This is a genomic window from Klebsiella sp. CN_Kp091 (assembly GCF_040065095.1).
Lineage (GTDB): Bacteria > Pseudomonadota > Gammaproteobacteria > Enterobacterales > Enterobacteriaceae > Klebsiella > Klebsiella aerogenes.
The window spans coordinates 836,585-855,198 of the sequence record NZ_JBEAIO010000049.1 but is presented as its reverse complement, the minus strand read 5'-3'; the positions used below and the strand labels follow the sequence as shown (position 1 = coordinate 855,198).

18 protein-coding genes and 1 pseudogene are annotated in these 18,614 nt (G+C 55.0%); 11 read left to right on the top strand and 8 right to left on the bottom strand.

Annotation, left to right across the window (positions count from 1 at the left end; translation table 11 throughout):
• Window positions 1-39 precede the first annotated feature (39 nt).
• Together ABLV17_RS24655 and cspF are read right to left on the bottom strand one after the other, a co-directional pair.
• On the bottom strand, window positions 40-204 hold the full coding sequence (locus ABLV17_RS24655; RefSeq protein ID WP_213191361.1) for a YnfU family zinc-binding protein: 165 nt from the start codon (window positions 202-204) through the stop codon (window positions 40-42).
• Between the two features lie 81 nt (window positions 205-285).
• On the bottom strand, window positions 286-498 hold the full coding sequence (gene cspF, locus ABLV17_RS24650) for a cold shock-like protein CspF (protein ID WP_071787615.1): 213 nt from the start codon (window positions 496-498) through the stop codon (window positions 286-288).
• A gap of 279 nt (window positions 499-777) precedes the next feature.
• On the opposite strand from cspF, the gene ABLV17_RS24645 reads away from it, so the two are divergent.
• Window positions 778-996, top strand: a complete 219-nt coding sequence (locus ABLV17_RS24645) for a cold shock domain-containing protein (RefSeq protein WP_023279058.1) — start codon at window positions 778-780, stop codon at window positions 994-996.
• 364 nt (window positions 997-1,360) lie between these two features.
• Window positions 1,361-1,588 carry a hypothetical protein gene (locus tag ABLV17_RS24640; protein WP_072051401.1) on the top strand — a complete coding sequence of 76 codons (228 nt, stop codon included), beginning with the start codon at window positions 1,361-1,363 and terminating at the stop codon, window positions 1,586-1,588.
• Window positions 1,589-2,021: 433 nt separating this feature from the next.
• Here ABLV17_RS24640 and ABLV17_RS24635 read toward each other — a convergent pair.
• The 5 genes and pseudogenes from ABLV17_RS24635 to ABLV17_RS24615 form a co-directional block, all read right to left on the bottom strand.
• A pseudogene (locus tag ABLV17_RS24635) lies at window positions 2,022-2,679 on the bottom strand (SOS response-associated peptidase).
• A gap of 201 nt (window positions 2,680-2,880) precedes the next feature.
• A complete protein-coding gene (sapB, locus tag ABLV17_RS24630; RefSeq protein WP_020078599.1) occupies window positions 2,881-3,846 on the bottom strand; it encodes a putrescine export ABC transporter permease SapB in 966 nt (321 codons plus the stop codon).
• A complete protein-coding gene (sapA, locus tag ABLV17_RS24625) occupies window positions 3,843-5,495 on the bottom strand; it encodes an ABC transporter substrate-binding protein SapA (protein ID WP_087859384.1) in 1,653 nt (550 codons plus the stop codon). Before sapA ends, sapB begins: the two co-directional genes overlap by 4 nt.
• 238 nt (window positions 5,496-5,733) lie before the next feature.
• Window positions 5,734-6,018: a hypothetical protein gene (locus tag ABLV17_RS24620; protein ID WP_015366267.1), complete on the bottom strand. Its 285-nt coding sequence runs from the start codon at window positions 6,016-6,018 to the stop codon at window positions 5,734-5,736.
• A 124-nt stretch (window positions 6,019-6,142) separates the two neighbouring features.
• Window positions 6,143-8,440, bottom strand: a complete 2,298-nt coding sequence (locus tag ABLV17_RS24615) for a helix-turn-helix domain-containing protein (protein ID WP_348854744.1) — start codon at window positions 8,438-8,440, stop codon at window positions 6,143-6,145.
• A gap of 171 nt (window positions 8,441-8,611) precedes the next feature.
• Here ABLV17_RS24615 and ABLV17_RS24610 point away from each other — a divergent pair, with 171 nt between their 5' ends.
• Together ABLV17_RS24610 and ABLV17_RS24605 are read left to right on the top strand one after the other, a co-directional pair.
• Window positions 8,612-9,781, top strand: a complete 1,170-nt coding sequence (locus tag ABLV17_RS24610; protein ID WP_015366269.1) for a M20 aminoacylase family protein — start codon at window positions 8,612-8,614, stop codon at window positions 9,779-9,781.
• A 25-nt stretch (window positions 9,782-9,806) separates the two neighbouring features.
• A complete protein-coding gene (locus ABLV17_RS24605) occupies window positions 9,807-11,198 on the top strand; it encodes an MFS transporter (protein WP_348854743.1) in 1,392 nt (463 codons plus the stop codon).
• On the opposite strand, the gene pspF is transcribed toward ABLV17_RS24605, so the two are convergent.
• The gene (pspF, locus tag ABLV17_RS24600; protein ID WP_271032392.1) at window positions 11,189-12,175 is read right to left on the bottom strand and encodes a phage shock protein operon transcriptional activator; all 987 of its coding nucleotides are present in this window, start codon (window positions 12,173-12,175) and stop codon (window positions 11,189-11,191) included. The genes ABLV17_RS24605 and pspF overlap by 10 nt on opposite strands.
• A gap of 151 nt (window positions 12,176-12,326) precedes the next feature.
• On the opposite strand from pspF, the gene pspA reads away from it, so the two are divergent.
• The 7 genes from pspA to tyrR all read left to right on the top strand — a co-directional run bounded on the left by pspA (window position 12,327) and on the right by tyrR (window position 18,523).
• The gene (gene pspA / locus ABLV17_RS24595; protein WP_015366272.1) at window positions 12,327-12,995 is read left to right on the top strand and encodes a phage shock protein PspA; all 669 of its coding nucleotides are present in this window, start codon (window positions 12,327-12,329) and stop codon (window positions 12,993-12,995) included.
• A gap of 55 nt (window positions 12,996-13,050) precedes the next feature.
• Window positions 13,051-13,275 (top strand): envelope stress response membrane protein PspB, encoded by a 225-nt coding sequence (pspB, locus tag ABLV17_RS24590; protein WP_045393114.1) that lies wholly within the window; start codon window positions 13,051-13,053, stop codon window positions 13,273-13,275.
• A complete protein-coding gene (gene pspC / locus ABLV17_RS24585) occupies window positions 13,275-13,634 on the top strand; it encodes an envelope stress response membrane protein PspC (RefSeq protein ID WP_015366274.1) in 360 nt (119 codons plus the stop codon). The genes pspB and pspC overlap by 1 nt, the downstream gene beginning before the upstream one ends.
• A gap of 30 nt (window positions 13,635-13,664) precedes the next feature.
• A complete protein-coding gene (pspD, locus tag ABLV17_RS24580) occupies window positions 13,665-13,883 on the top strand; it encodes a phage shock protein PspD (RefSeq protein ID WP_015366275.1) in 219 nt (72 codons plus the stop codon).
• A 105-nt stretch (window positions 13,884-13,988) separates the two neighbouring features.
• Window positions 13,989-15,386: a YcjX family protein gene (locus ABLV17_RS24575; protein ID WP_113373168.1), complete on the top strand. Its 1,398-nt coding sequence runs from the start codon at window positions 13,989-13,991 to the stop codon at window positions 15,384-15,386.
• Window positions 15,383-16,444, top strand: coding sequence for a TIGR01620 family protein (locus ABLV17_RS24570; protein WP_045374644.1), 1,062 nt, complete (start codon window positions 15,383-15,385; stop codon window positions 16,442-16,444). Before ABLV17_RS24575 ends, ABLV17_RS24570 begins: the two co-directional genes overlap by 4 nt.
• Before the next feature lie 537 nt (window positions 16,445-16,981).
• On the top strand, window positions 16,982-18,523 hold the full coding sequence (gene tyrR / locus ABLV17_RS24565) for a transcriptional regulator TyrR (protein ID WP_045374638.1): 1,542 nt from the start codon (window positions 16,982-16,984) through the stop codon (window positions 18,521-18,523).
• The last annotated feature ends 91 nt before the right edge of the window (window positions 18,524-18,614 follow it).

Here is an 18,614-nt window from a genome sequence, read left to right as displayed (position 1 = left end):
GTATAGAAGATGGTTCTGTCCACGGCGGATCAGTTGATACTAGCGCCGTGAGATAAACAGGGCTTTACACCGTGGGCAAAGCATGGCCTGATTGCGCCGGATTTTTGCCATCGGTTGAACTGATTTGAAACCACAAACAGTGCAGACAACAGTGGCAGTAGATGCACCGCTGAAGAATTTCATTGCGTAATTGATAATAGACATAACCATTAACCTTTCAATGAATGAACTTCACCGTATCACATATGGTTAAGTTTTGATCTGTTTATTTTGTGACCCTGAAATTCAGGAGAGGTAAATGTTCGCAGCCACAGGCCCTCTGGGACCATTGATCCGACAGAATTCTATGCGGCTTCCTGGGATGAGTAATTCTGATTCGCGGGAGTTAACGGCTGAAATGTGAAGCAGAACATCTTTTCGCCCATCTGAAGGGATGATGAGGCCTTTACCACTGAGAATGTCAAAGCTTTTGACAATGCCTGTCATTTTATGGGACAAGTCGATTCCTTATTAAAAAAACGTAAAGACTATACATTCAAAATAGTATATTGCCACACTTAATTTTCCTGCAGGACTTCTGGATGGCTAAAAAATAATTTGCGTATTAGTATCTCCCGTGTCTTAATGAATCCTGTTAGTTCAATGTACAAACGAACGTTAAACATTTTCTGGTCAGTTCTCATTACCAGGCGCTATCGCTGATATCCCCTCCTTTTGAGTCATACCTTTAATACTATACGTTTACTATTAATACTATCATGTATAACGGGAGTCAGTATGTCCACAAGAATTAAAGGTTTGGTAAAATGGTTTAACGAAGATAAAGGTTTTGGTTTCATTTCACCTCTTGACGGAAGCAAGGATGTCTTCGTCCATTTTTCCGCACTCCATGGTGAGAATTTCAATACCTTATTTGAAGGGCAGAAAGTTGAGTTCGCCATGCAGAGTGGTGAAAAAGGGCCTGCTGCTACAAACGTAATACTTTGCGATAAATGAAGATTTGTGGGCCCGCGACAACGATGAAGGATTATTCCTGAGTAGACAGGTCCATAAATTAAATCAGAGAAAGTCGGTTGTTTTTTTAATATCAGGTCAACATGTTTTTCGCAATTATGAGTGTGCTGACCGATGTGATGAAGTGCAGGACTGCTGCCTGAAAGCCTGAAAGCCTGAAAGCCTGAAAGCCTGAAAGCCTGAAAGCCTGAAAGCAGAAGCTAACTGCTTGTTAAATAATAAAGTGCGTAAGAGACGAGACTGCCTTCGAAAGCATCACGTCCCTGATTGTATTTTAATGGCATCGGCATTTAACATCACTGATAGAAGAGAGTGACGGGAAAGACTAACAGAATTATGGTGGCATATGATAAAAGTACTCGTTTTCTTTAATACCGAATCCTGTAAAGTCATGACCGTTCCGGAGGGTACATCCTCAATCAGACAGGAATACCCAAACGGTGAAGAAATACATCTACAGATTATGTCTGCAGGCTTTCCTTCATTAACCGGTGATCATGATGTTATTTACGTGGCCTCTGACAGACAGTTAATGTCACAGGAAATACTCGATGCGTTCCGGAAATATTTATAGCATTTTCGTTATCTTCTCTGCTTCAAATTGAATTGCGTATTTACCCTATTTATCAGAAGCGAACAAAAAATGAGTTAAAATCTTTGTGGCTTGCTAATAGCAGGCCTTTTTTTTACATGTTCATTTTTAATAATCGTTCTCATATAAGGAAGTCACTCTTTGTGTACTGACAAAATGCAGATATCTTTCTAACCTGATGACTTTGCTGCTGGAATGTTCATCATGCACGACTGAAGCCGCGAGTCATGGGGGGATACCTAAATATTTACCGGGAGGAACCCGGCATCATATTGATACATCCAGACAATGCAACAAGGGCTTTTTCACCGGATATTCCGTTTTCTGACCCAGTAAGTTATTATCGAAAAATTATTATTTATTTCCGCTTTTGGCATTAGGCGTACGTCTGGCTATGTGCATTTGATTGCCTCAATCAATTATTCCCCTGATTTTTCACATTTCTTACGGCGCGCGTCACTGCATGCCAGATAAATTTGTCTGCGGGCACGGTGCCATTCGCAGCTAACTCCTCTGACTCTTTCCCTCCAATGTCCTGTCTCATCCATTATCTTGCTGCTTCTGGCGACAGTACCAGAGGCTGGTGGTCGTGGATATCTATTAGACCTTTTTCTGTTGCTGCGGTGACGATCAGAAAGCCTTCTGTTTCGTCTCCACGTTCAAATGGTGTGCTTCCGATTGCAGCCATGAATATCGGCTGGCCATCGGCGCGATGGATAAAGTAGAGTGGGTTGCTTCTTGTCACCTTCTTTCTTCCATCCGAAGCCCCCATCAGTAAAGCAGATCGCCCGGCCATGTTGCCATAGCGCCTTAAACATCCTGCAGGTGGCCACAGTTTCAACACGCGCGTTAATCAGTGGAGCCTTATCCCACCACCCGGGTGCATAACCCCAGAAGACAGGATCGATATGCAGTTGTTCGTCGCGTTCGCTCAGGAGCAAAACTTTTGTACCTGGCGACACGTTGTACCGGCCGATTGGTTCGGGGTCATAAGCGATATCCCGCTCAGCTTCTTCAGCCAAATAAGCCAGGTACTCTTCACGGGTTTGTGATTGAGCAAAGCGTCCGCACATGGTTACCTCCCGTTTGCAGACTGAAAGTATAGAATGTGTGGAGGAGTAGGAAGAGAACTCCGACAGCAATCAAACTGATGACTGTCGGAGCTAACGTTAAAAACAATGTGTACAAAATTGTGTATTAAAGACAGGAATATCGAACAATTTTAAAATTTAACTCATTGTTTTTAATTGATAAAGGTTTTTGCTTTGTAGGTGCTATCGTAGGGCATACCATTCCTTATGTTTCAGTGGGTTAGCCATGGCTCCTAAAATATCCGAGATCACATTGACGATAATGACCAGCGCGCCGATCACCATCACTCCGGCGGAAATCGCTGCGTAATCCTGTTGGCGGATGGCGTTGATCAGCCAGCGCCCCAGTCCCGGCCAGCTGAAGACCATTTCGGTAATCATTGCCAGCGTTAGCATGGTGGAGAACTGCAGTCCCAGGCGCGGGATCACCGGCGGCAGGGCATTGTGCAACACGTGACGATGCAGAATCGTCCTGCGGGTAACGCCGCGGGTCGCCGCCGCTTTAACATAGTTAGTATCGTAGACTTCACTGGTGCTAATACGCATCAGGCGAATCACTTCGGTGGTCGGCGCGACGGCCAGCGTCAACACCGGCAGCACCATATGCCGCGCGGCGCTGACGATCATCTCATGGCGCCAGGGCGAATCAGAGAGCCAGGCATCAATGAGCGCGAAGCCGGTCACCGTCTTCACTTCGTACAACAGATCAAAGCGGCCGGAGACCGGGAACCATCCCAGCGTTAGCGAGAAGAACAGAGTGAACAGCAACGCCAGCCAGAACACCGGAATGGAGAACCCCACCAGCGCCAGGGCGCTAATGAGCGTGTCCGGCCATTTATTACGCATAATTCCGGCAATCATCCCCACGGGAATGCCGACCAGCAGCGCAAAACCAAACGCCAGAATGCATAGCTCCATCGTGGCCGGGAAGACCACTTTCAGCTGTTCGGAAATCAGCTGGCCGTTGATGCTGGAGACGCCAAAGTCCCAGTGCAGAACCCCTTTGAACCAGAACAGCCAGGCATTCCACAGCGATGCGCCCTGTAGCGGCGCATGCGGGGTGAAGTAGCTGAGGCTAAAGCCAATAAAGGTGAGAAAAAACAGCGTCACAAGTAACAGCAGCAGGCGGCGCAGGGTAAAAATAATCATGGTTTTTTCACCTCTTCTTTTTCGCGCGACACGCCTGCGAAGGAGGCGTTGCCAAACGGACTCAGCACCAGTCCTTTCATATCATAACGATAAGCCTGCAGCCGCAGCGAAGAGGCCAGCGGCAGCACCGGCAGCTCGCGGGCGAGAATATGCTGCGCCTCTTTATAGGCTTCGATGCGCGAGGCCAGCTGCTGCGAAATCAGCGCTTTCTGTAATACCTCATCAAACTCGCGGTTGCACCAGTGGGCGAGGTTGGTCTGCGAACCAATCGCCGCGCAGCTTAACAGCGGGCGGAAGAAACTGTCCGGATCATTACTGTCGGTGGCCCAGCCGGAAAGCGTTAAATCGTGGCTCATGTCCATCAATCGCGCCTCCTGGAAACGGCCTTCAACAGGAATAATAATCACTTTGACACCCACCTGCGCCATATCCGCCTGTATCAGCTCGGCGGTTTTCAATGGGCTGGGGTTCCACGCCTGGGAACTGGTCGGCACCCACAGTTTTAAAGTCAAATTACTCAAACCCAGGGCCTGCAGGCGACGACGCGCCTCCGCGGGGTTGTATTCGGTAATTTTAGCGTCGTTGTCGTAGGCCCACGAGGCTCGAGGCAGCATCGAGGCCGCGGTTTCCGCGGTGCCGTAGTAGATCGATTGCATCAGACGCTGGTTGTTGATCGCCAGCGCCAGCGCGTGGCGAACTTCCGGGTTATCCAGCGGCGGTTTAGCGGTGTTGAAAGCCAGCCAGGCGATATTCATACCCGGGCGCAGCGTCAGACGCAGGCGCGGATCGTCGCGCAGGATGGTGAGCTGGCTGGCGGCCGGCCAGGCGAGCACGTCGCATTCGCCGGTTAGCAGTTTTGACAGACGACCGGTGCCGCCGGAACCGAGATCCACCACCACCTGCGGCATCAAGGGTTTGCCGCGCCAGTAGGCCGCGTGACGCTGCAGGCGGATGTACTGCCCGGTGCGATACTCTTCCAGCTTAAACGGACCGGTGCCGACGGGCTCGCGGTCAAGTTGTTCTTCGCGGTCGCTTTTGGTCAATTGCGCGGCATACTCCGCCGACATGACCGAAGCATAGTGTGTTGCCAGATGCCACAGGAACGAAGCATCCGGCCGTTTCAGGCGAAACTCGACGGTATGGTTATCCAGCTTACGAACGCTTTCTACGGTATCGGCGAACTGCAGGCTATCAAAATAGGGGAAGCTACTGCCGTTAACGCTGTGCCACGGATCGTCGCGGTTAAAGATGCGCCCGAAGGTAAAGATGACATCATCAGCGTTAAAGGCGCGGGTCGGTTTAAACCAGTCGGTGGTCTGGAACTGGACCTTATCGCGCAGATGGAAGCGGTAGGTGGCGCCGTTATCAAGCACTTCCCAGCTTTCCGCCAGTTCAGGTACCAGACGATAGGTATAGGGGTCGACGTCGAGCAGGCGATCGTAGATCTGGGCGGCTAGGGTGTCGACAATCAGGCCGCTGCTGACTTTTTGCGGGTTAAAGGTATTTACCTGCCCGCTGACGCAATAGACAAATCCGCTATCGCGGATATCGGCATTAGCTGGCAGCGCCGGAGTCAAGGCCGGTGCGGCAAAAGCCTGCCCGCACAGCATCGAGGCTGCCGCTAAAAGAGAGGACAATTTCAGGCGCATATTTTCTTTTTGATCATAGAGCAGAGCTCTATCTTATTAATATTAAATGACATTTACCACCACCTTTACGACATCGAGGGGGATAATGCGGTCACCGGCAGCGCATGTTGTCCAGCCAGTTGGTCAATTTAGTGTCGGAAATAAACCAGTATTATGAAACATGGTATCTTTTTATCGCCAATTTCTCCAGTTAGCCATCTGCTGGCGTTCTGCAACCGGCGGGCGCGAGTGGCGGGGATCAGAGCGGAAGGAGCTGATTGTAGCGGGCAATATAATCTTTTGGCGTGATCTCCAGTTCTCCGCCGTCGCGATGGATGGCGACGAAAGTACGCAGTACCAGTCCGCTTTTACGTTCTGATATTTCCCAGCCTTGTTCGCTGTAGGCATCACGCGTGGAGCGCACGCAGAGATCCGAAAAAATCATCATTAAAGAGAGGGCTGGCGCATGATGATTTTTCATAGTGTGAATCAGACTGGCGTGGGCGGCATAGCGGGTTAGCGTATGAGAATTAACCGGAATCACGTGAATTTTCAGTCCATTGAATATAATTGCCGTCGATGATAATTCACATTAAGACATCTTACCAGTTACATATTATTAACTCCTCGCGTTTTCATACATGAAATGATAGTGACGTTGTCACGCTTCAATCATTCAGCGGTGTGAATTCATATAATGCCAGCGCATTGCTCTGCAATGAATCCACCCGTAGCCAGCCATAATCCAGTTGTTCCTCATGCACGCTCAGCGCCGGACGGGCGTGGTGCTGGAGCCAGCGATAATCTTCTTCGTCCGGGCCGCTGCGGCTACGGAATGCCTCGAACAGCGGAAATAGCGCGCCGTGATGTTGATCGAACAAATGCTGTTTGATGCGCCAGCGTCCCTCCAGTCCTGCAAGCCGCAGGGTATAGGGTTGGCGAAAGCGCTGAGTAAAGGCCTCTTCGCTCGACAGCCAGGGGTTGAAAATCACCGTATTGCGCAACAGCAACTGGTAATGTCCGTTATGACGTAACAACAACAGGTTTTTGTCATTGATTAAGACTTCGCCGCGCAGACGCCGCCACAGCCATAATACCCAGTAAACCGGGCGCGGCAGACCATGCAGGTAATGCAACGCCAGGCTTGAGGTGTCGAGTTTACCGTTGTCCCGCGCCTCCCCCTGCAGCCCGGAATTAAGCCAGAAGCCTGCCAGCCACACCTGTTCGGCAATGCCCAGCAGGTTATCCATCAACAGCGCGCCGCGAAAAAAACGCCCGTTGGTATCGCGGGTATCGCCGGTTAACGTATTCCACGATAGCAGCCACAGCGGCAACGAGAGCTGCCGTTGCCGCAGGGCATTATGGATTTGGCGTAATTTCTGTCGCGGATAGCTTTCACTGGCGGCTAACTTGCTGCTATCGGCCTGCGCCAGGTCAAGCAGTTCATTAGCATCCGCCTGGCAGGCGAGAAAATCGGCCTCGCTGAGCAGCGGGGAAGACAGTAGCGGATCGTCGGCAATACCGCTTTGCGGGAAACGATGCCAGATACCCATTTGCGGTTGTTGCAAGGTGGACGCAAGCACTTCGCGCTGTTGTCGCCAGGCCAGCTGTCGCGCGGCTTCACCGGCCTGCGGCGACCAGTGCCAGACAAAGCGCCAGCTCGCAAGCGTCGCGGGTGGGAAGTGATTGGCGGCGAGCCGAAGAAAACGCTGCAATAAATCGCAGCGGGTGGTTAAACCGGTATGGAGCAGCACCGTCCAGCCTTTCTGCGCCAGCCAGCTAAACAGCTGCTGAAGATTGTACCAGCAGGCATAGCCCGCGAGCGTCGGGTCGTCCCAGCCTTCGCCAAACAAGCGGCTGCTGAGAAACGGATCGTGAATATCAATGCCGTAGACGGGTAGCGTCTGCTGCAGTTGCTCCAGCTCGCGGCGGACATCTTCGCGGAGTAAATCATCGAGTTCACGGACGGTAACGATGGTACGGGTATGGCGCAATACCGGCGCGCGCGCTGGCAGCTGGCGGATATCCACCTGCCGTGTCTGACGTGGGTTGAGCAGTAGCGGAGGCGTATCATCGCTGCTTTTTTCCGCCTCGTTAAGGCGGGCGTAAAGCCGTTCGACCGCGACCGGATGCCAGACTTCACTGGCGTTGACCCGCGGACGAGCGGCGGACTGCGGCTGCTGCTGGCGAAACTGCCGCGGCGTGACGCCATGCTGGCGCTTAAACAGATCGCTCATGATGCGGGTACTGGCGAAGCCGTTGTCCTGCGCCACCTGCTGCACCGAGCGTCGGGTGGTCAGCAGTTGCTCGGCGGCCTTGCCGAGACGCAGGGCGGTAATGTACTGCACGAAGCTGACGCCGACCTCTTTATGAAACAGGCGGGAAAGCCAGGCCTCCGAGACAAACTCAGCGGCGGCCACTTCCTGCAGCGAGATCCGCCGCTGATAGTTGGCTTCGATGCGCGCTACTACGTTGATAATTCGTCGGCTCCAGTTTTCGGCGCCGCGGCGCAGGCTGGGTACGATGGGCTGCGTAAAGCGGGTCGCCAGCAGCAGGGCGATTTCGCTGAGCCAGCGGTTGGCCTCTAAGCGGTAGCGCGAATGATGATTGACCAGCCCTGCCACCAGCAGCTGGCGCATCAGCTGACGCAGGTTATCTGCCGCATCCTTATTTTCGCCGTTAACCCGATAATCACAGGCAAAAAAATCGCTATCAAGGCGGGTGAGCCAACCGGCGGCAAGGTTGAGGATCATGACCGCATTGGCCTCTTCGCCGGTAATCTGCCAGCGCTGGCGGCGGTTAACGATCGCCAGTTCATCAACCCGCATCGGTTGCGGCGCTTCGCCGAGTTGCAACCGCGCGCTGCCTTCCAGCAGCCACAGCAGCGTTAATCCGTCGCTTTCCGGCGGGCTGAGGTGGCGAATATCGCGCACCGTGAGGATGAAATCGCCGAGATGGTGTTCCATGCGCCGCTCCTTAAAAGACAAAAAATAACAGGGTTTTTTTTGTCATAACAGAATTGTATAGAAAACAGTCATTGATAATTCGTCAATATAAAACAAAAAAGCGCATTTTAAAGCCGGGTGGGGCGCATAAACTCGAAAGTGTCGTGCCAACACAACACAGGAATAATAAAAATGACACATCCATTGATTGAATCTTTGCAAGTTAATGAAGCGCAGTTTGTGGCGTTACGTCGCCGCTTCCATCAACAGCCCGAGATTGGCTTTGAAGAACATAAAACCAGCGATGAAGTCGCCAGGCTGCTTGCTGAGTGGGGATATGAAGTGCATCGCGGCCTCGCCGGTACCGGCGTGGTCGGGACGCTGAAAGTCGGCAGCGGCGAAAAACGTCTGGGTCTACGCGCGGATATGGATGCGCTGCCGATGCAGGAAATGAGCGGTAAAGCATGGGCAAGCCAGGTCGACGGGCGTTTTCACGGCTGCGGCCATGACGGTCACACCACCACGCTGCTGTATGCGGCGGAATATCTGGCGCGCACGCGTCAGTTTAACGGTACGCTGCAGTTAATTTTCCAACCGGCAGAAGAGCTGCTGTACGGCGGACGGGTGATGGTCGAAGATGGCCTGTTCACAAAATTCCCCTGCGACGCCATCTTTGGCCTGCATAACATGCCGGGCCAGAAACTGGGCAAAATCGGCCTGCGCGACGGCGCGATGATGGCCTCTTCCGATACGCTGCATATCGAGGTGAAGGGCGTTGGCGGCCATGGCGCAGTGCCGGAACATACCGTCGATGCGACGCTGGTGGCCTGCCACATTACCCTCGCGCTGCAATCAATCGTTTCACGCAACATCACGCCATTTGAACCCGCGGTAGTCACCGTCGGCAGCATTCAGGCGGGCCATGCGCCGAACATCATCAACGATAAGGTATTGATGAAGCTAACCGTACGTACCCTTAACCAGCAGGTGCGCGAGACGGTGCTGCAGCGTATTCATGATATTGCGGTCGCTCAGGCGGAAAGTTTTAACGCCAGCGCTACCTTAACCCACGTCAACGGTAGCCCGGTTTTGCGTAACGATCCGGCGGCTAATGAGCTGGTTCGTGAAGTGGCGACCTCGCTTTTTGGCAAAGAACAGGTTGGTACCGTGAATCCATTCATGGGTAGCGAAGATTTCGCCTTCATGCTGGAGAGCAATCCAAACGGTTGCTACTTCACTATCGGCGCGGGTGATGAAGCCGACCGCTGTATGGTGCATAACCCGGGATACGATTTTAACGATCAAATCCTGCTTACCGGTGCGGCGCTGTGGTGCGGCCTGACGGAACGCTATCTGCGTTAACCTATCGCGACGGGGGGACCCGATTATGAGTTCTGTATCGTTAAGCGAATCTCAGTTCGTCGGCAGCGATCGCCTGCTAGCGGGTATTGTGCTCAGCGTGCTGACGTTCTGGCTGTTTGCGCAATCGGTTATCAATGTTGTTCCGGCGATGAAAAGCAGCCTCGATATTTCACTGGAGACGTTAACCCTGGCGGTGAGTCTCAGCGCTTTATTCAGCGGCTGTTTTGTGGTGGCCAGCGGCGGGCTGGCGGATAAATTCGGCAGGGTGCGGATGACCTATCTCGGCCTGGCGCTGAGTATTATCGGTAGCGCGTTTCTGGCGGCGTCGCAGGGGCCGGGACTATTTATCACCGGCCGTATCCTGCAGGGGCTCTCGGCGGCCTGCATTATGCCGGCGACGCTGGCGCTGATCAAAACCTGGTATGAAGGTAGGGCGCGGCAGCGGGCGGTGAGTTTCTGGGTCATTGGCTCCTGGGGCGGCAGCGGGCTTTGCTCGTTTGTCGGCGGCGCGATTGCCACCGGTCTTGGCTGGCGATGGATCTTCGTGTTTTCGATTGCGGTGGCGCTGCTGGCGTTATTGCTGCTACGTGGCACCCCGGAGAGCCGCAGCGCCAGCGCCGAGCGGCATAAGCTGGATGTGGGCGGATTATTAAGCCTGATTGCTTCGCTGGTGCTGCTTAATCTGTTTATCAGCAAGGGTCATCAATGGGGCTGGAGCAGCGGTTTAACGCTGTCGATGTTGGGCGGCGCGGTGGTTATGGGAGGTTTGTTTATTCGCAGCGGTTTGCGCAAAGGTGAAGCGGCGCTGATCGACTTCGCTTTATTTCGCAACCGAGCCTACGGCGCGGCGGTGCTGTCGAACTTCATGCTTAATGGCGCTATCGGCACGATGATGATCACCAGCATCTGGCTACAGCAGGGGCATCATCTCACCCCGCTGGAAACCGGCATGATGACGCTGGGTTATCTGGTGACGGTACTGGCGATGATTCGCGTCGGAGAAAAACTGCTCCAGCGCTATGGCGCGCGGTTGCCGATGATGACCGGGCCGGTGTTTACCGCTATCGGTATTCTGCTGATCTCCTGTACCTTCCTCGATAAGTCGCTGTATATCGGGACCGTCTTCTTCAGCAATATTCTGTTTGGCCTCGGTCTTGGTTGTTATGCCACGCCTTCGACCGATACCGCCGTCGCCAATGCGCCGGAGAATAAAATTGGCGTCGCGTCAGGGGTTTATAAGATGGGAAGCTCGCTTGGCGGTGCGATGGGTATTGCCGTGACGGCGTCACTTTTTGCGCTGTTCCTGCCGTTGGGGATGGCCAGCGCCGCGCAGTACGCGCTGTGGTTTAACGCCGCGCTGTGTTTAGGCTCAATGCTGGTCAGCGCGGCGATGCTGCCGCGCGTCGCTCATAGCTGATGCTTCTTCAGTAATGCGCGTAGCTGGTGGTAGGTAAGCCCCAGCAGGTCCGCCGCCTGCTTTTGATTGTACTTCGCCTGCTGCAGGCTTGACTGCAGCAGGCTTTTTTCTTGCTCCAGCTGAAAGGCGCGCAGGTCCAGCGGCAACGCGGGAAGCGCATGTTCGGCGACCGGAGCAGGCGCAGGAGCGGCGCTGTTAAATGGGTTGATAATGATATTATCCAGCTCGCTATCACTGCTGCCGTGGCGGTAAACTGAACGTTCAACCACGTTTTTCAGCTCACGAATATTGCCCGGCCAGCGGTATGCAAGCAGCGTGTCGACGGCTCGCTCGCTAAAGCCGGGAAACAGAGGGAGCCCCAGTTCGCGGCACATCTGAATGGCAAACTGGTTGGCAAGCAGCATGATGTCGCTCTGGCGCTCGCGCAGTGGCGGTAGTTGCACGACATCAAACGCCAGCCGGTCGAGCAGGTCGGCGCGGAAATGACCTTCCTCGACCATTTTGGGCAGATCGGCGTTGGTGGCGCACACCAGCCGTACGTTAACCTGCAGCGGCTGGCTGCCGCCGACGCGTTCGAGCTCGCCGTATTCAATTACCCGCAGCAATTTTTCCTGCACCAGCATCGGAGCGGTGGCCAGCTCATCGAGAAACAGCGTGCCGCCGTCGGCACGTTCAAAGCGCCCCGGATGCCGTTTGCTGGCGCCGGTAAAGGCGCCGGCTTCATGACCAAACAATTCGGAATCGAGAAGGTTTTCATTCAGCGCCGCGCAATTCAGCGAAATAAACGGTCCCTGCCAGCGCGAAGAGAGAAAGTGCAGTCGGTTGGCAATGAGCTCTTTGCCGGTCCCGCGCTCGCCGATCACCAGCACCGGTTTATCCAGCGGTGCCAGCTGCGAGACCTGTTCGAGCACCTCCAGAAAGCTGTTTGCCTCGCCCAGCAGGTTATCCTTGTATTCCGCCATGATGAATTTCGCCATTAAGTAGTGTGATTCGCCAACTCACTGTAGCAAGCAGGCGGCCATATCTCAACCACCTTGTTTAAAATCAATAAGATAAAAGTTGGCACGCCATTTGTATTAACTACTACACAGGCCGCTGCCTGCTATCAGAACTATGAGGATTGAAATTATGGGTATTTTTTCTCGCTTTGCCGACATCGTGAACGCCAACATCAACTCTCTGCTGGAGAAAGCGGAGGATCCGCAGAAGCTGGTCCGTCTGATGATTCAGGAGATGGAAGACACGCTGGTTGAAGTGCGTTCTACCTCCGCCCGCGCGCTGGCGGAAAAGAAACAGCTGACCCGCCGTATCGAACAGGCGCAGGCGCAGCAGGTGGAATGGCAAGAAAAGGCCGAGCTGGCCCTGCGTAAAGAGAAAGAAGATCTGGCGCGTGCGGCGCTGATCGAAAAACAGAAGCTGACTGACCTTATCGGCAGCCTGGAACACGAAGCGCAACTGGTGGATGAAACCCTGGCGCGGATGAAAAAAGAGATTGGCGAGCTGGAGAATAAGCTCAGCGAAACCCGCGCTCGTCAGCAGGCGCTGATGCTGCGCCATCAGGCGGCCAGCTCTTCGCGTGATGTTCGCCGCCAGCTGGATAGCGGTAAAATGGATGAAGCGATGGCGCGTTTTGAGTCTTTCGAACGCCGAATTGACCAAATGGAAGCCGAGGCGGAGAGCCATCGTTTTGGCAAACAACAATCGCTGGATCAGCAGTTTGCCGAACTGAAAGCGGATGATGAAATCAGCGAGCAACTGGCGGCGCTGAAAGCCAAAATGAATCAGAATAACCAGTAATGCATATTGCGCGGCGCGGTGTTGCGCCGCGGCTCACCACCTGTAAGGAGTACACATGAGCATGCTTTTTCTTGCCATCCCGCTCACGCTGTTTGTGCTGTTCGTGTTGCCGGTCTGGTTATGGCTGCACTACAACAATCGCTCGGCGGACGGGGCGTTAACCCAGAACGAACAGCAGCGCCTGCTGCAGCTGACCGATGAGGCGAAACGGATGCGCGAGCGTATTCAGGCGCTGGAAGCGATCCTTGATGCGGAACATCCGAACTGGAGAGACAAATAATGGCCGGATTGGACTTTAATAAAAAACTGTGGCGCATTCCGCAGCGCGGAATGGTGAAGGGGGTCTGCGCCGGTATTGCGCAGCACCTGGATGTGCCGGTGAAGCTGGTGCGTCTGATAACCGTGCTGGCGATGATTTTTGGCCTCTTCTTTTTCGTGCTGGTGGCCTACATCATTCTGACTTTCGCGCTGGATCCGATACCGGATAGCGAACTGTACGGCGAAAAAGGGCCGAGCAATGGTGATTTACTGGCCGCCGTGGATGCCGAACTGGCTTCCGGCGAACAGCGCCTGCGTGATATGGAGCGTTATATCACCTCCGATACCTTCACGCTGCGCAGCCGTTTTCGTCAACTGTAAAACTTTTTCCATATAACCACGAGGCAACGCATGAATATGAAATGGCAACAGGCAGGGCAAAAAGTGAAACCGGGTCTTAAGATCGCCGGTAAGCTGGTGCTGCTGACCGCGCTGCGTTACGGCCCGGCGGGCGTTGCCGGTTGGGCGGTGAAATCGGTGGCGCGTCGGCCGCTGAAAATGTTGCTGGCGGTAGCGCTTGAGCCGCTGCTCAGTCGGCTGGCCAATCGTTTTGCCCGCGGAATGAAATAATTCCTCAGGGGGAGGAATACCGGCGCGCTTTATATTGACCCTGATTATCCCCATCTATTTAGCTTATCATTAAACGACATTCCTTCTGGGCATAACGGACTGGCGATGAAGCGACTCAAAACTGAATTCAATGCGCTGGTCAACCGCGGGGTTGACCGGCATTTACGTCTTGCCGTAACCGGGCTAAGCCGTAGCGGTAAAACGGCTTTTATCACCGCGATGGTTAATCAACTGCTGAATATCCACGCCGGGGCCCGGTTGCCGCTGCTGAGCGCGGCGCGCGAAGAACGTCTGTTGGGCGTGAAACGGGTTCCGCAGCGTGATTTCGGCATTCCGCGTTTTACCTATGATGAAGGCCTGGCGCAGCTTTATGGCCAGCCCCCGGCCTGGCCGACGCCAACCCGCGGGGTGAGCGAAATTCGCCTTGCGCTGCGCTATCGCTCTAACGATTCTCTGCTACGTCATTTCAAAGACACCTCAACCCTGTATCTGGAAATCGTGGATTATCCGGGCGAATGGCTGCTCGACCTGCCGATGCTGGCGCAAGATTATTTAAGCTGGTCGCGGCAGATGACCGGGCTGTTACAGGGGCAGCGCGGAGAGTGGTCTGCCCGCTGGCGGCAGCTGTGCGAGGGGCTCGATCCGCTGGCGCCCGCCGACGAAACCCGGCTGGCGGAGATCGCCGCCGCCTGGACCGATTATCTGCACGCCTGCAAGCGCGAGGGGTTGCACTTTATTCAGCCGGGGCGGTTTGTGCTTCCTGGCGACATGGCGGGCGCGCCGGCGCTGCAGTTTTTCCCCTGGCCGGATGTCGATGCGGCTGGCGAAGCCAGGCTGGCGCAGGCTGATAAACACACCAATGCGGGGATGCTGCGCGAGCGCTTCAAATACTACTGCGAGAAAGTGGTGAAAGGCTTTTATAAAGACCACTTCCTGCGCTTTGACCGCCAGATTGTACTGGTGGACTGCCTGCAGCCGTTAAACAGCGGGCCGCAGGCGTTTAACGATATGCGTCTGGCGCTGACCCAGTTGATGCAAAGTTTCCATTACGGCCAGCGAACGCTGTTCCGTCGCCTGTTTTCACCGGTTATCGACAAGCTACTGTTCGCCGCCACCAAAGCCGATCACGTGACCGTCGATCAGCACGGCAACATGGTGTCGCTACTTCAGCAACTGATTCAGGACGCCTGGCAGAATGCCGCCTTTGAGGGCATCAGCATGGATTGTCTGGGGCTGGCGTCCATTCAGGCCACCCAGGGCGGGCTTATCGAGGTTAACGGCGAGAAGATCCCGGCGCTGCGTGGCGATCGTCTGAGCGATGGGCAGCCGCTCACCATTTTCCCAGGCGAGGTGCCGGCGCGGCTGCCGGGTCAGGCCTTCTGGGAACAGCAGGGTTTCCAGTTTGAGAACTTCCGCCCGAGAGCGATGGATGTCGATAAACCGCTGCCGCATATTCGCCTCGACGCGGCGCTGGAATTTTTGATTGGAGATAAATTGCGATGAGCGAGCCGATAAAACCGCGGATCGATTTCGATGGCCCTCTGGAAACGGAAAAGAGTCAGACCTTAAAATCGGCCCGCGCCTTTGACGCGGCCGATGCGCAAACCTTCGCTCCGATGCTGCCTGAAATGGTCGCTGAAGAGGAGGGGGCCGCCGAAGCGGTGGTGGAATCGGTACTGCGCCCGAAACGCAGCCTGTGGCGACGGATGGTTAGCGCCGGGCTGGCGATTTTTGGCATTAGCGTGGTGGCGCAGGGCGTGCAGTGGACGGTGACGGCCTGGCAGACCCAGGACTGGATTGCGCTTGGCGGCTGTGCGGCCGGGGCGCTGATTGTCGGCGCGGGCGTGGGATCGGTTGCGACCGAATGGCGTCGCCTGTGGCGGCTGCGCCAGCGCGCGCACGAACGCGATGAAGCGCGGGATCTGATGCATAGTCACGCGGTGGGCAAAGGGCGCGCGTTCTGTGAGAAACTGGCGCAGCAGGCCGGGCTGGATCAATCGCATCCGGCGCTGCAGCGCTGGTATGCGGCGATCCATGAAACGCAAAACGATCGCGAAGTGGTGAGCCTGTACGCGCAACTGGTGCAGCCGGTGCTGGACGCGCAGGCGCGGCGGGAAATCAGCCGTTCGGCGGCGGAATCGACGCTGATGATCGCCGTCAGCCCGCTGGCGCTGGTCGATATGGCGTTTATCGCCTGGCGTAACCTGCGATTGATTAACCGTATCGCCACCCTCTACGGTATTGAACTTGGCTATTATAGCCGCCTGCGTTTATTCCGCCTGGTGTTGCTGAATATCGCCTTTGCCGGCGCCAGCGAACTGGTGCGCGAAGTCGGAATGGACTGGATGTCGCAGGATCTGGCGGCCCGCCTGTCGGCGCGCGCCGCCCAGGGTATCGGCGCCGGGTTGTTGACCGCCCGTTTGGGGATTAAAGCGATGGAGCTGTGCCGTCCGCTGCCGTGGATCGCGGATGATAAACCGCGGCTTGGCGATTTCCGCCGAGAGCTGATCGGCCAGTTGAAAGAGACGCTGCAGAAAAGCAAAACCGGCGCGGAGAAATAACGTCGGCAAGCGTAAATGCCGGGTGGCGGCTGCGCCTTACCCGGCCTACGGTTCGTGCGACCTGCCTTTAATTTATTCACCACGCTGGATCCCCCGGTGGCGCTGCCGCTTACCGGGGATACAGCGCTGCGCGATTTGGTAGCCCGGAGAAGGCGCAACGCGCCGCCTCCGGGAAAACCCTTTAAAAAAGTTGCAAACCGATAACAGTATCTACGGTTCGTGCGACCTGCCTTTAATGTCTTCACCACGCTGGATCCCCCGGTGGCGCTGCCGCTTACCGGGGCTACAGCGCTTTGCGATTTGGTAGCCCGGAGAAGGCGCAACGCGCCGCCTCCGGGAAAACCCCTGGCGACCAGAGCCTTCTGTGCGCTCTCTGTGCCATGCGAGCCATAACGCAAAAGAAATGCCCGCATAACTTTACGGCATAAAGCCCATTTTTCCGCCATACTGTCAATAATTGTTGACAGCTATCTTCCCGTAAGCACATATCTGTCCTATCATTCATCCGTCATTGGCCTTTTTAGGGTGAAAACTCCTATGCGTCTGGAAGTCTTTTGTCAGGACCGTCTTGGTCTGACCCGTGAATTACTCGATTTGCTGGTGCTGCGCGGTATTGATCTGCGCGGTATCGATATCGACCCGATTGGCCGAATCTACCTTAATTTCGCCGAGCTGGAGTTCGCCAGTTTCAGCAGTTTAATGGCGGAAATCCGCCGTATCTCCGGCGTAACCGATGTTCGAACCGTGGCGTGGATGCCGTCAGAGCGGGAACATCTGGCGCTGAGCGCGCTGCTGGTGGCAATGCCGGAACCGGTGCTGTCGCTGGATGCCAAAGGCAAAGTAGAACTTGCCAACCCGGCCAGCTGCCAGCTGTTTGGTCAAACTCAGGCTCGTTTACGCAGCCATCCGGTGGCGCAGCTCATTACTGATTTCAACCTGCAGCGCTGGCTGGAAGGTAACCCGCTGGAGTCGCATACCGAGCATGTGGTCGTGAATGGCCAAAACTTTATGCTGGAAGTAACGCCGGTGTATCTGGAAGGCGAACACGCCGAACGCGTGCTGACCGGCGCCGTGGTGATGTTGCGCTCCACCGTACGTATGGGGCGTCAACTGCAAACGCTAACGACCCAGGATACCAGCGCCTTTAGCCAGATCCTCGCCGTTGGGCCGAAAATGCGCCACGTCGTTGAACAGGCCCGCAAGCTGGCGATGCTTAGCGCCCCGTTGCTGATTGTCGGCGATACCGGTACCGGTAAAGATCTGCTGGCCCATGCCTGCCATCTGGCCAGCCCGCGCGCCAGCAAACCGTATCTGGCGCTGAACTGCGGTTCGATTCCGGAAAATGCGGTGGAGAGCGAGCTATTCGGCGATGCGTCGCAGGGGAAAAAAGGTTTCTTTGAGCAGGCCAACGGCGGCTCTGTGCTGCTGGATGAGATAGGCGAAATGTCGCCTGGCATGCAAACGAAGCTGTTGCGCTTTCTCAACGATGGTACTTTCCGTCGCGTCGGTGAAGATCACGAAGTGCATGTCGATGTTCGGGTTATCTGCGCGACGCAAAAAAATCTCGTCGAACTGGTGCAGAAAGGGCTGTTCCGCGAAGATCTTTATTATCGTCTGAATGTGCTGACGCTGAACCTGCCGCCGCTGCGTGATTGTCCGCAGGACATCATGCCGCTCACCGAACTGTTCGTCGCGCGCTTTGCCGACGAGCAGGGTATCCCGCGGCCAAAACTTTCTGCCGACCTTAATACCGTGTTGACCCGCTATAGCTGGCCGGGCAACGTGCGTCAGTTGAAAAACGCAGTGTACCGGGCGTTAACCCAGCTTGATGGCTTCGAACTGCGTCCGCAGGACATCCTGCTGCCAGATCACGATGTGTCGTCGTTGCCGGTTGGCGAAGAGGCGATGGAAGGATCGCTCGACGATATTACCCGCCGCTTTGAGCGTTCGGTATTGACCCAGTTGTATCGCAGCTTCCCCAGCACGCGTAAATTAGCCAAACGTCTCGGCGTTTCGCATACCGCGATTGCTAACAAGCTGCGCGAGTATGGTCTGAGTCAGAAGAAAGGCGAAGAGTAAATCACTGCTTGCGGCCGGCTCGGCGCGGCCGCAATTATCGGCGTTTTTTCAGCGATAATTCTGTATATACTTATTTTATTATTCTTTTTCC